This window comes from Gluconacetobacter brunescens (assembly GCF_048695475.1).
Classification (GTDB): domain Bacteria; phylum Pseudomonadota; class Alphaproteobacteria; order Acetobacterales; family Acetobacteraceae; genus Gluconacetobacter.
The window spans coordinates 23589-36008 of the sequence record NZ_JBLHEN010000003.1; the positions used below are offsets into that span (position 1 = coordinate 23589).

The 12420-nt window shown below is 63.5% G+C and carries 15 protein-coding genes; 14 read left to right on the top strand and 1 reads right to left on the bottom strand.

Features of this window, described 5'->3' with window-relative positions:
- Positions 1 to 203: 203 nt before the first annotated feature.
- Positions 204 to 1658 carry a SulP family inorganic anion transporter gene (locus ACMAUO_RS18175; protein ID WP_420358341.1) on the bottom strand — a complete coding sequence of 485 codons (1455 nt, stop codon included), beginning with the start codon at positions 1656 to 1658 and terminating at the stop codon, positions 204 to 206.
- A 662-nt stretch (positions 1659 to 2320) separates the two neighbouring features.
- Here ACMAUO_RS18175 and ACMAUO_RS18180 point away from each other — a divergent pair.
- From ACMAUO_RS18180 to ACMAUO_RS18245, 14 genes are all read left to right on the top strand, one after another.
- Positions 2321 to 2605 carry a helix-turn-helix transcriptional regulator gene (locus ACMAUO_RS18180; protein WP_003618758.1) on the top strand — a complete coding sequence of 95 codons (285 nt, stop codon included), beginning with the start codon at positions 2321 to 2323 and terminating at the stop codon, positions 2603 to 2605.
- A complete protein-coding gene (locus ACMAUO_RS18185) occupies positions 2605 to 3660 on the top strand; it encodes a replication initiator protein A (RefSeq protein ID WP_420358342.1) in 1056 nt (351 codons plus the stop codon). The genes ACMAUO_RS18180 and ACMAUO_RS18185 overlap by 1 nt, the downstream gene beginning before the upstream one ends.
- Positions 3657 to 4295 (top strand): ParA family partition ATPase, encoded by a 639-nt coding sequence (parA, locus tag ACMAUO_RS18190; RefSeq protein ID WP_339419649.1) that lies wholly within the window; start codon positions 3657 to 3659, stop codon positions 4293 to 4295. The genes ACMAUO_RS18185 and parA overlap by 4 nt, the downstream gene beginning before the upstream one ends.
- Complete coding sequence (locus ACMAUO_RS18195; protein ID WP_420358343.1) at positions 4292 to 5035, top strand: DNA-methyltransferase; 744 nt, start codon at positions 4292 to 4294, stop codon at positions 5033 to 5035. The genes parA and ACMAUO_RS18195 overlap by 4 nt, the downstream gene beginning before the upstream one ends.
- Complete coding sequence (locus ACMAUO_RS18200; protein ID WP_003618765.1) at positions 5032 to 5274, top strand: ribbon-helix-helix protein; 243 nt, start codon at positions 5032 to 5034, stop codon at positions 5272 to 5274. Before ACMAUO_RS18195 ends, ACMAUO_RS18200 begins: the two co-directional genes overlap by 4 nt.
- Entirely contained in the window at positions 5271 to 5735 is a 465-nt protein-coding gene (locus ACMAUO_RS18205) for a DUF2840 domain-containing protein (protein WP_048858930.1), read from the top strand. Before ACMAUO_RS18200 ends, ACMAUO_RS18205 begins: the two co-directional genes overlap by 4 nt.
- The gene (locus tag ACMAUO_RS18210) at positions 5732 to 6274 is read left to right on the top strand and encodes a S26 family signal peptidase (RefSeq protein WP_339419651.1); all 543 of its coding nucleotides are present in this window, start codon (positions 5732 to 5734) and stop codon (positions 6272 to 6274) included. Before ACMAUO_RS18205 ends, ACMAUO_RS18210 begins: the two co-directional genes overlap by 4 nt.
- Position 6275: 1 nt before the next feature.
- Positions 6276 to 6614, top strand: coding sequence for a DUF736 domain-containing protein (locus tag ACMAUO_RS18215; RefSeq protein WP_339419653.1), 339 nt, complete (start codon positions 6276 to 6278; stop codon positions 6612 to 6614).
- Positions 6601 to 7302, top strand: coding sequence for a lytic transglycosylase domain-containing protein (locus tag ACMAUO_RS18220; protein ID WP_339419655.1), 702 nt, complete (start codon positions 6601 to 6603; stop codon positions 7300 to 7302). Before ACMAUO_RS18215 ends, ACMAUO_RS18220 begins: the two co-directional genes overlap by 14 nt.
- A gap of 246 nt (positions 7303 to 7548) precedes the next feature.
- A complete protein-coding gene (locus ACMAUO_RS18225; protein WP_420358344.1) occupies positions 7549 to 9303 on the top strand; it encodes a relaxase/mobilization nuclease domain-containing protein in 1755 nt (584 codons plus the stop codon).
- Between the two features lie 89 nt (positions 9304 to 9392).
- Entirely contained in the window at positions 9393 to 9665 is a 273-nt protein-coding gene (locus ACMAUO_RS18230) for a type II toxin-antitoxin system ParD family antitoxin (RefSeq protein ID WP_420358345.1), read from the top strand.
- Between the two features lie 79 nt (positions 9666 to 9744).
- Entirely contained in the window at positions 9745 to 9993 is a 249-nt protein-coding gene (locus ACMAUO_RS18235; protein ID WP_420358346.1) for a type II toxin-antitoxin system ParD family antitoxin, read from the top strand.
- Complete coding sequence (locus tag ACMAUO_RS18240; protein ID WP_339419663.1) at positions 9986 to 10276, top strand: type II toxin-antitoxin system RelE/ParE family toxin; 291 nt, start codon at positions 9986 to 9988, stop codon at positions 10274 to 10276. The genes ACMAUO_RS18235 and ACMAUO_RS18240 overlap by 8 nt, the downstream gene beginning before the upstream one ends.
- A 158-nt stretch (positions 10277 to 10434) precedes the next feature.
- A complete protein-coding gene (locus ACMAUO_RS18245) occupies positions 10435 to 12417 on the top strand; it encodes a conjugal transfer protein TraG (protein ID WP_420358347.1) in 1983 nt (660 codons plus the stop codon).
- Positions 12418 to 12420 lie beyond the last annotated feature (3 nt).

The following is a 12420-nucleotide window of genomic DNA, read 5'->3' on the forward strand; positions in this document are numbered from 1 at the left end:
TCAGATACATAAGGAGAAAATAGTCCATTCCTGAACATTATACGTCAAAAGATAACGTTGACACGAGCCATCGCATGTTTGCATCGGGAATGTTTCTGCAGGGGCAGTTATTTTGTAATCGAATATCGCAACCCAGATATGGAAAACCTGCCCGGAAAAATTGGCCTGACGGCGAATTTTTCCGGACATTTATTCGAAGTTTATCAGGTGGTCAGGAGCTTTTCACTGGTCAACCGCATGACGATGCCATGCCGGAGCGCATGCAAGCCCTCGATTTCAACTTCAATGTCGCGAGCCTTGAGTTTGGATACGATCTTCTCAATCATAGCCACCGAGGTCACGTCCCAGAAATGGGCGTTGTTCAGCCTGATGACGACCCGGCGCGCATTGGTCCTGAAGTCGATCTGATCGTGAAGAAGGTCAGACGAAGCAAAGAAAACCTGTCCCTCAACCTCGTAGATATCCGTACCCTCTTCTCTGATCTTTTTGACGTGCATCAAATGCGTCACAGACCAGGCAAAGAACACACCACTGAGCAGAACACCGACGAGCACACCTAGAGCCAGATCCGAGGATGCGACAGTCACGGCAACGGTTACGACCATGACGAGGCTTGAGAGCTTTGGAAAACGCGCAAGATCACGCAGGGATGACCACGAGAATGTGCTGATTGAGACCATGCACATAATGGCGACAAGAGCAGCCATTGGAATGCGGGCGACATAAGTATGCAGCATGACCATCAGAAACAGCAGGAAAGCGCCGGCAGTAAAGGTCGACAGACGTCCTTGGCCGCCGTACCGAAGATTGCCGACTGTCTGCCCTACCATACCGCACCCGGCGATGCCGCCGAACAGTCCTACAAACACATTCGAGACACCAAGACCTACGCATTCCATTCTGGGATCACCGTGCGTGTCGGTCTCATCATCCACGACACCTGCTGTCATTAGAGATTCAAGGAGGCCCACAGATGCCATCGCAAGGGCATAGGGAAACACAATTTTCAGTGTGGCCAGATTGAATGGTACGTGGGGGATCGTAAAAGCAGGAAGGCCTGTCGGCAGCGTGCCCAGATCAGAGACAGTGTGCACCGGCATTGGATACCACATCGTGATGCCTGTCAGAACTACGATACAGATCAGGGGCGACGGTATCAGGGTTGATATCCGTGGCATGAGATAGATGATGGCAAGCCCAAGGGCAATCAGTGCATACGTGTGCCACGTCACATGAAGCATTTGTGGTAACTGTGCCGAAAAGATCAGGATCGCGAGAGCATTCACAAAGCCGGTGCGGACCTCAGCCGATACGAAGCGCATAATGACCTGAAAGCCAAGCGCACCGAAAATGATCTGTAGTCCGCCAGCCAGTAATGTCGCGACGAGAAGGTATTGAAGCCCGTAGCTATGCACGAGGGCCGCGGCTACGAGGGCCACGGAACCCGCCGCCCCTGAGATCATTCCCGGGCGGCCACCGGTGATGGAAATGGCGACGCTAATGACAAATGACGCGAAAAGGGAGACGGCGGGAGAGACGCCGGCAACGTAGGAGAAAGCAATGACCTCGGGAATGAGGGCGAAGGTGCCGACCATTCCGGCCAGCACTTCGCGCAGCGGGTTATAAGCCCACTGCGACCGATAAGTCGCAAAGTTCATGGCGTTTTTTCGAAACCTCTCTAGGTAGTAAGCACGCTCAATAAGGTTTCGTCGTATTGTGGCCCGACGCGGCAATGGTGCTTGCAGGGTAGTCAGGTCGTGAGGTCGATGCAACCCGAGAAGACAGACCAGCCAACACAACGTTGACTGCTGCAATGGCGTGATCGTCTTGTGAGGACCGACATCCCAACGTCCCAGAACGTATGGACTGTAGACCGCTGCCCCACTGTTGAACCCGGCTTTCTTTCTCTGTTGGCTGAACCGGACGGCGACACGATGCAGTAAGCGGTCCAGGCCCCATGTCCTTGGCTACTGGGTCATGGGGCCCGGCATGGGCTAAGTTCGCAATTTGCTGAGAGCAGACCATATGGCATGGGTTATGGTTCAGAAACTGGCAGACTGGCTCGTGTCATCGCAGCATGATGTCCGCTTACCGAAACCTTCAGCAGAACTTTGTATGATTGGGACGAGGGCGAAAGCCGAAATCCAGTTGGTTCGGTCGCCCGGTTCGAGGCGGCCGCGTCGCCATCTCCCGCCAGTCAAGGACCGATCTCGCCCCCCGATGAGATCGGTCCTAGTCCCGGAAGACCTCGCTCCGCCACGCTGATCCCTGCTGGCCGCATCTGTCCCGCGGCCCCAGCCAGCGACCACGGAGCCACCTCATGTCCGCCAATTACAGCGATCTGCCGCCGCGCTATCTGCGCACGCCCGATGCCTCGCGCTTCGTCGGACTATCTATTCGCACACTGGAGAAACACCGGATCTACGGCACCGGACCGCGCTACTCGAAGCTCGGTGGCCGCGTGGTCTATCGGGTGGATGAGTTGCAGGCCTGGGTCGAGAGTGGTGCCCGCGCCCATACCTCGGACACCACTGCCGGCGTCGTGCCGGCGGCCGCGCGGCAAAGTCCGCTGATTCCGCCGACATCACGCGGGAGCCGTCGCTGATGCCTCCGCCCGGCAGGGCGCGCTCCGAGCGCGAGCAACTGGAACTCTTCCACGCTATCGCGGGAGATTTCGCTCCTCGTGATGCCCAGGATCTGATGGCGTTCCCATTCTTCAGCCTCGCCAAATCCCCTCGCATGGTCCCGATCGATTACCGGACCCCGGACGTCACCATCCGGGTCGAGGCGTCCGCCGAACATGGCATGGCCACGATCTGGGATGCCGACGTGCTGATCTGGGCTGCCAGCCATCTCGTTGCCGCACGCGACGCCGGTCGGCGCACGTCGCGCCTGATGGTGGCCAGCCCGCGCGAGATCCTGACCTTCATTGGCCGGGGCGACAGTGCGCGGGATTATGAGCGGCTGGAAGCGGCGTTCGACCGGCTGCAATCCACCACGATCAAGACCTCGCTCCGGCAGACCGGGAAGGGCCAACTGCACCGCTTTTCCTGGATCAACGAATGGAAACGGCATACCGCGCGGGAGGGGCGCACCCGCGTGATCGAACTGATCCTGCCCGACTGGTTCTACCAGGCGGTTCTCGATGACGCGCTCGTGCTGACCATCGACCCGGCCTATTTTGGCCTCACAGGCGGTCTGGAGCGCTGGCTCTATCGCATCGTGCGCAAGCATGGCGGTCGCCAGCGTGCGGGCTGGGCCTTCGGCCTGCGCCATCTCTACGAAAAATCCGCCAGTCTTTCCCCCTATCGCCGCTTTGCCTTCGAGCTGCGCGAAATGGCGAAGCGGCAGCCCTTTGCCGGCTATCGGCTGTCGGTGCGCCCAGACCGCAACGGCAACGACACACTGGCCTTCGCGCCTGCCAAACTATCCACAGGCCCCTGTGGACAAGCTGTGAATTCATCCGTGCTATCAGTTGTGGATTTATCCGTGCCATCACTGCCACGGCATCCGTGCTATCATTTGCGGAAAACGCCGAATCAGGGCGTTGAATCAAATGGTTATGACGCCCTTAACTTAGAATCTAACTTAAAAGAGTCTAACTTTAAGGATGTTGGCACCCCGCCCGATCTGCGGATAACCCCCGGAGAGGGGCCATGATCGTGGCCTTCCTCAACCAGAAGGGCGGCGTCGGCAAGACGACGCTGGCGCTGCATCTCGCGGGCCAATGGGCTCGGGAAGGCCGGCGCGTGACGGTCATCGATGCCGACCCGCAGGGCTCGGCGCTGGACTGGTCGGCGCAACGGGTACGGGAGGGACTGCCACGGCTGTTCGGCGTGATCGGGCTGGCGCGCGATACGCTGCACCACGAGGCGCCGGCACTGGCTCAGGGGGTGGATCACGTCGTCATCGACGGTCCTCCGCGCGTGGCGGCGCTGCTGCGCTCCGCCCTGCTGGCCGCCGACCTGGTGCTGATCCCCGCGCAGCCTTCGCCGTTCGACGGCTGGGCCTCGGCCGAGATGTTGCGGCTGCTGGCGGAGGCACGGCTCTTCCGTCCCGGCCTTCTCGCCCGTTTCGTGCTCAACCGCTGCGCCGCGCGCACGGTCATCGCCCGCGAAACCCGGTTGGCGCTCGCTGGGCACGAGCCGGCGGCACTGGCGGCGCGGATCGGTCAGCGGGTCGCGTTCGCCGAGGCTGCGCGCACCGGCCGTCTGGTGTGCGATCTTCGCCCCCAAGGGATTGCCGCCCGCGAAATCGCCGCTCTGACGACCGAGATCGGGGGGCTGGTATCATGACCCTCCTGACTGGCGACAGCGCGCTCCTGATGCCCTGGCACGGCCCCTACGATATGATCCTGGCCGATCCCCCCTATGGCGATACGTCGCTCGCCTGGGACCGGCGCATGGTGGACTGGCCCGGCAAGGCACTCGCCGCCCTGAAACCGAGCGGCTCGCTCTGGGTCTTCGGCTCCCTGCGGAGCTTTCTCGCATCCAACGCGGCATTTCGGAATGCGGGCTGGAAATATGCTCAGGAACTGGTCTGGGAGAAGCAGAACGGTTCCAGCTTCCATGCCGATCGCTTCCGCCGCGTGCATGAACTGATCGTCCAGTTCTATCGCGACGATACGCCCTGGCGCGCCGTCTACAATGTTGTTCCCACCACGTCCGATGCGCGGGCGCGCACGGTAAGGCGGAGACACCGGCCGCCCCACATGGGCCGGATCGATGCCGGCCATTACGTGAGCGAGGATGGCGGCCCGCGCCTGATGCGCTCCGTGATTCCGGTCCGCAATGCGCATGGGCGCGCCATCCATCCCACCGAGAAGCCGGTGGCACTGCTGGAGATCCTGATCCGCACGAGCTGCCCACCAGGTGGCCTGGTGGGCGACTGGTTCGCCGGCTCGGGCGCGGCCGGTGTCGCCTGCCGGCTCGCCGGTCGGCGCTATGTCGGCTGCGAGATCGATCCAGTCATGGCGCAAAAGGCGCGCGACCGCATCGCCTCCGTGCTGCCGCTCGGCGAAGGAATTTCGCCATGACGGAACGTCGCACGCCGCCCGGCTTCGCGGCGCGTCCCGCCGATCCCGAACGCTGGGTCAGGGCGCCGGACAAGCCTTCGACCATCAACCGCTTTACCGCCCGGCTGACCATCGACGTCACGCCGGCGCTGCGCGCGCGGCTCAAGGTCGCGGCGTTCCAGCGCGGCATCACGGTCGCCGACATGCTGCGCGCGCTGCTGGCCCGCGAGTTCCCCGATACTGCTGGAGATGTGCCATGACCGACACCCTCGCTCATGTCGAACTGACCTGGATCGAGAAGCGCATCGAGCACTGGATCCGCTTCGGCTCTGTCGCCCATGAGCAGATTCTCGATCGTCGTCGGCGGATACTGAGCTTTCCGCCGGACACCGTATTCGCCTTCCTGCGCTGGGCAGCGAACGATTACGGCACGGTGGTGTCCTGCATCGACATCGTGCGCGTCACCCGTCCCGGCGAGCCGTATCAGACGGTGCCGTTCGTGCGCCCCGGCGGGGAGAGCCTGTTGCGCCAGAGCGGTTGGCCGAAGGTCCGTCTGGTGCTCGAAGCTGTCGATCGTATCGAAGCTATCGGCATCGACCCCGTCGACGTGGCGCCCGAGCATTGGCGGCATCTGCACAATCGGATGCTCTCCGGGCAGGCGGCACGCTCCTACACGCGCGACCGCCATCAGGCCTGGCTGCGCCGGAGGGCGGTGTCATGACGCGCCTTGGTTGGTTCTTCACCACGTATTTCGCAATACTCGGTGTTGGCACATCAGTGGCGATTCATCCGGCGCCCCGGCTGATCTGGAATGCCACCGCCAGTACACCGGTCGGATTGTATCGCCTGCAATCGGTAAGCACCCTGCATGTCGACGACCTGATCGCGATCCGACCACCGGCCGACATTGCCACGATGCTGGCGCACGGCGGCTATCTGCCCCTCGGTGTGCCGCTGCTCAAGCCGGTTGCCGCACTGCCGGGGCAATTGGTCTGCCGGATCGGTACTGCTGTTTCGGTCGACGGCAAGGCGCTTGGCGAGGCACTCGCCTACGATCATCGCGGTCGTCCGCTGCCGATCTGGCAAGGCTGTCGGCACGTCCTGCCCGGCCAGATTTTCGTCATGAACGCAGCAGTCCCGACCAGTCTTGACGGTCGCTATTTCGGCGTCCTGCCGGTCGATGCGGTGCTCGGCCGCGCGCAGCCTCTGTGGCTCATGGCGTCACCGATTTCTCCCAACCCCAACCAGAAACGAGGCTGACATGGCCCAGATCGGAACCTTTGTGCGCACGGCAGACGGCTTCGCCGGTCGCCTGCGCACGCTCGCCCTCGACGTCGAACTGACGATCGTGCCGGCGACATCGTCGGACGCCGAGCATGCGCCCGACTATCGTGTCCATCTCGGCGAGGCCGATGCCGGACCGGAGATCGGCGCGGGCTGGAAACGCACCGGCGAGAAGGCCGGGACCTACCTCTCGCTGGTTCTCGACGATCCCATGCTGGCGCAGCCGATCCGTGCCAACCTGTTCCAGTCCGACCGTCAGGGCCGTGCCTTTCATCTGGTCTGGACCCGTCCGGTGAAGCGCGATGACCGGCGGTAAGGCGGCGCTCCGTCTGCTCGGTGTCGTGCTTCCGGCCGTCGTTTCATTGACGGTGCCGACGCATAATGCGGTTGCCGATCCCTACGCTGACATGATCGCGGAAGCGGCTACGCGCGCGCAGATTCCGGCGTCATGGATTGCTGCCGTGCTGCACGCCGAGAGCCGAGGCGATGCGCATGCTGTGTCATCGGCGGGTGCGATGGGGCTCATGCAGGTGATGCCCGGAACCTGGGCCAGCCTGCGTACGTCGCTCGGCCTCGGCGACGATCCGTTCGACCCGCGCGACAACATTCTGGCGGGTGCGACCTATCTGCGCTGGATGCGGGACCGCTACGGCGAGGCGGGCTTTCTTGCAGCCTATAATGCCGGTCCCGCGCGCTATGACGAGCATCTCGCGACCGGCCGACCGCTGCCTGCCGAGACGCTGAATTACGTCGCGTCGGTCGGCGCGCGGCTGGCTCTTCCGCCTGCCGATGACATCGCGATTGGTGCTTCGGCTGCACCGTCCTGGCAGATTTCCTCCCTCTTTCCGGCGTCGTTCCTGCGTACGGGCGATGCGTCCCGGCCTGTCGGCAGTGCGCACGACCCGGCACGTTCATCTGGTTCCCGAATGACAGACTGGACGGCACTCGTACCGCAATCGGCAGGTCTGTTCATCGCGTCAGGGCATGGGGAAGCAGGTCGATGATCCCCGTTCCGGTCCATCGGGCGCTGGCGGGCTATGGGTGCCTTGGGGATGGGGTGCTGGGGGGAGATGGGCGACAGGCAGAAGGACGGCAAGGTAAAAGCAGCGCCCGTTCGGGGCTGCATGTGGTTGGTTTGATTGGGGAATTTGTCCTCTCACCACGCCCCGCCCGCGGCTCTTCGTACCATTTTCCTAATCTTTTCAACGATCCGGGCGCCGTCAGGCGCACATCGAAGCGGAGAGCGGGCCATGCCGACGCGCGATGACAGTCTGAACGTCCGGCCCGGACGCATCCAGCATGGCAATCAGGGCGCACGACCGAAATCCTTCGTCGGTGAGGTCATGCGTGCTGCGAAGAGGGCCGGTCATACCGGCACCCGGTTCGGAGCAAAGGGCAGGGGAGGCAGCGGCGGTTCCCGCTTCGGGCGCGGCCGACGCGCAGCACTCTCCATGCGGCTGCGCAGCAATGCTCGCCGCGTTGTGGTCAAGGCGCGTGTTGTCCGTCAGCAGGGTAGGCGGTTTCGCTCGGCTCCGCTCGCCCGGCACATTGCCTATCTCAGGCGCGAGGGCGTCACCCGTGATGGTGCCAAGGCCCATCTGTTCGATGCCGGGTCCGACGAGGCGGACAGCAAGGCCTTCGCGGAACGGTGCGAAGATGATCGGCACCATTTCCGCTTCATCGTTTCGCCCGAGGACGCGGCGCGGATGGAGGATCTGCGGGGTTTCGCGCGCGAACTGATGCAGGACATGGAGCGCGACCTCGGCACAAAACTGGACTGGGTCGGGGTGGATCACTGGAACACCGACAATCCGCACGTCCATATCGTGGTCCGCGGGGTCGCCGATGACGGCAAGGATCTGGTGATCAGCCGCGCCTATATCAGTCAGGGCCTGCGCGACCGTGCCGCTGAGCGGGTGACGCTGGAACTTGGCCCGCGCAGCGAGCAGGAAATCCGCACTGCTCTGGAGACCGAAATCGGTGCTGACCGCTGGACCAGCCTCGATCGTGCATTGCAGGACATCAGCGACGAGGGCGGCGGCATTGTCGATCTCCGCCCCGGCGCCAGTGCCGAAGACCCGCAACTGCGGCGTCTGCTGGTGGGGCGGGCGACCAAACTGGAAGGGCTTGGTCTCGCCGAACGGGTCGGGGTGGCACGCTGGACCCTCAAGCCGGGGCTGGAGGCGACCCTGCGCGATCTTTCCATCCGGGGCGACATCATCAAAACCATGCACCGCGCTATGTCCGGCCGCGGGGCGGAACCCGATGTCGCGGGTTTCGCGATCCATGGCGAGAAGCTGGCCGATCCCGTCATTGGCCGGCTGGTCGAGCGTGGGCTGGATGACGAGCTGAAGGGCTCGGGCTACGTGGTGATCGCGGGGACCGACGGGCGGACGCATCATGTCCGCTTCCCCGCTCTGGAGCTGACCGGCGACGCGAAACTCGGCGCGATCGTCGAGACCCGGACCTGGGAGGACGCCAAAGGCACGCAGCGTCTGTCGCTGGCGACGCGCTCGGACTTCGCGCTGGCCGAGCAGGTGACGGCACCCGGCGCGACCTGGCTCGACCGCCAGTTGCTCGCCAAAGACCTGGTGCTGGCCAATGCGGGCTTCGGCTCGGAGGTCCGTGACGCGATGGCGCAGCGGATCGACCATCTGGCGTCCGAGGGGTTGGCCCGGCGACAGGGCGAACGCGTGGTCTTCGCGCCCGACCTGATCGGCACCCTGCGCCAGCGCGATCTCGATCAGGCGGCGGCCAGGCTCGCCGCGCAGACCGGGCTGGAGCACCGGCCCGCGAAGGAAGGCGAGATCGTCTCGGGGGTCTATCGCCAGCGGGTGGCCCTGTCCTCGGGGCGGTTTGCCATGGTCGATGACGGGCTGGGCTTCCAGTTCGTGCCGTGGCGCCCGGCCCTGGAGCAGAAGCTCGGACGGCAGGTTTCCGGCACCATGTCGCCGGGTGGATCGGTGGACTGGAATTTCGGGCGCAAGCGCGGGCTCGGGATTTGATGTCGGGTGGCCCGCGTGCGGGTTTTCGGCTGACAAAGCGGGTGCTTCATAAGTATGATAAAATATGCTCTCTTGGGAGGAGCCGCCTTATGTCCACAATCGAACGTATGACCATCACCATGCCGTCTGAAATGGCGGCGACCCTGCGCCAATCCGTCGATGGCGGCGAATATGCCTCGACCAGTGAGGTGGTGCGCGAGGCGTTACGCGAATGGATGCGCCGGCGCGATACCGACCGCTGCGATCTCGACGCCTTGCGGGAGGCGATCAGGATGGGCGACGAAAGCGGGTCGAGCATCCCGGCCGAAACCGTTTTCGCGGAATTACGCGATGTGATCGCTCGCCGCCGCGCGCAGGGATGAAGCGGCTCGACATGATGGGAATCCGATATGGCAAATTATGCCATTATCTGCCATCATGCGAATGCAGGGAGATATGACAATGGCTTCCATGAATGTATCCGTTCCGGACCCGATGCGCGACTGGGTGCAGCGCCGTATCGACAGCGGACAATATGCCAGCGTGAGCGACTACGTGCGGGATCTGATCCGGCGCGATCAGACACAGGCTGAGGAACGGCAGGCTCTGGTCGAGGCCCTGGTTCAGGGCGAACGGAGCGGTGTGAGCAAGCGGACAATCCCCGACATCCTCGCGGCGATGAAGACGGTCCACGACGCGACGGATGCCTAGCTACACGCTTTCCGGCGAAGCGGATTCCGACGTTCAGGCCATCATCGCGCTTTCGATCCGGAACTGGGGATGGGCGCGCGCCGAACGCTATATCCTCGACCTGCATGCGACCTTCGAGACGCTGGCAACTTATCCTGACATGGGAGCCGATATCGGCGATCTGCGGACCGGCTATTTCCGCTTCGTCCATGACAGCCATGCTGTATTCTATCGGAAGACGGGCGAGGGAATTTTCGTCGTTCGTGTCCTGCACCAGCGCCAGGAGCCGAAACACTACCTCTGATCGCGCGGAGTGGGGAATCGCTGCGCCGGTTGGCTGTGTGTTGTGTAGTCTGGTGTCAGGGGTACATCCGATTTTTGTCCGGATCTATCCGGGAAGCCCACCGCTTCAACTCATGAATTGAAGTCGGTGGCACCGATACCCTTTGATCGGTGGTCATCATGAACCAGACCAAGATCCTCTGGGGATCGGTGTTTGCCGTCAGCACCGTGATCCTCGCCTTCACCTGGGCTGCGACGCAGTGGACTGCCTGGCGGCTCGGCTTCCAGCCGCAACTCGGCGCCCCGTGGTTCACGCTGCTCGGCTGGCCGGTCTATTATCTGCCGGAGTTCTTCTGGTGGTGGTTCGCCTATGACGCCTACGCGCCGAATATTTTTACCACCGGCGGGTATATCGCGGCGGCGGGCGATGTGGCCGCCGTCGTCGTCGCGATCACGATGTCCGTCTGGCGTGCCCGCGAGAAGAAGCGCGCCACCACCTACGGCTCGGCGCATTGGGCCGACCCGCGTGAGATCCGTCGCGCCGGGTTACTCGCCCCCGATGGCGTGGTGCTGGGCCGCTCGGCCGATGCCTATCTGCGTCATGACGGGCCGGAGCATGTGCTGTGCTTCGCGCCCACCCGCTCGGGCAAGGGGGTGGGACTGGTGGTGCCGACGCTGCTGACCTGGCCAGGTGCGGCGATCGTCCATGACATCAAGGGCGAGAACTGGACACTGACTGCCGGCTGGCGCGCCCGTTTCGGGCGGGTGCTGCTGTTCGATCCGACCAACCTTGCCAGTGCTGCCTACAATCCGCTGCTGGAGGTCCGGCGCGGCGAGCGCGAAGTCCGCGACGTGCAGAATATCGCCGACGTGCTGGTCGATCCCGAGGGTGCCCTGGAGAAGCGGAACCACTGGGAAAAGACCAGCCACGCCCTGCTGGTTGGGACCATCCTGCATGTCCTCTACGCCGAGGAGGACAAGACCCTGGCCGGGGTGGCCAATTTCCTCTCTGACCCGAAGCGGGCGATCGAGACCACCCTGCGCGCCATGATGACGACTCCCCATCTCGGGGCGAAAGGCGTGCATCCGGTGGTCGCCAGTTCGGCGCGGGAACTGCTCAACAAGAGCGACAATGAACGCTCCGGCGTGTTGTCCACTGCGATGTCGTTCCTTGGCCTCTATCGCGATCCGGTCGTGGCCCATGTGACGCGCCGCTGTGACTGGCGGATCCGCGACCTTGTCGCCGGTACCCATCCCGCGACCCTGTATCTGGTGGTGCCGCCCTCGGACATCAGCCGTACCAAGCCGCTGGTCCGTCTGGTGCTGAATCAGATCGGCCGCCGGCTGACCGAGGAACTGGAGGCGAAGCGCCGGCATAGGCTGCTGCTGATGCTCGATGAGTTCCCCGCGCTGGGACGGCTGGATTTCTTCGAGAGCGCCTTGGCCTTCATGGCGGGCTACGGCATCAAGAGCTTCCTGATCGGGCAGAGCCTGAACCAGATCGAGAAAGCCTATGGCCAGAACAACTCGATCCTCGACAACTGCCATGTCCGGGTCAGTTTCGCGACCAATGATGAACGAACCGCCAAACGGGTGTCGGACGCGCTCGGCACTGCGACCGAGATCCGTGACGCGAAGAATTATGCCGGGCATCGTCTGTCGCCGTGGCTCGGGCATCTGATGGTGACACGACATGAGACCGCGCGACCGCTGCTGACGCCGGGAGAGATCATGCAGCTTCCTCCTGACGAAGAACTGGTGCTGGTGTCTGGCTGCCCGCCAGTCCGGGCGCGCAAGGCGCGCTATTTCGAGGATGCCGAACTGACCGCGCGCATCCTCCCGCCGCCCCGGTTCGAACCACGCCCGTCTCCAGAGGGAACGCCGCCCATCGGACCGCAACCGTCGGGCGACTGGGCCGACGTAGTGCAGCCGGCGACACAGGATAACGGAGACGATGATCCGGCCAATGCCGGCATCCGTCGCGAACCGGAGCTGCCGGAACAGGAAGAGGTGGTGCAGGCACCGAGAAAGTCGGTCCATGAGTTCGATCCGCCAGAGGATGAGCCTGAAGATGATGCGACACGGGCGCAGACCCTGCGGCGCGGCGAGCGAATTCTCGCACGGCAGGTCTCGCTTGATCCCGGCGACAGGATGGGACTGTGACTG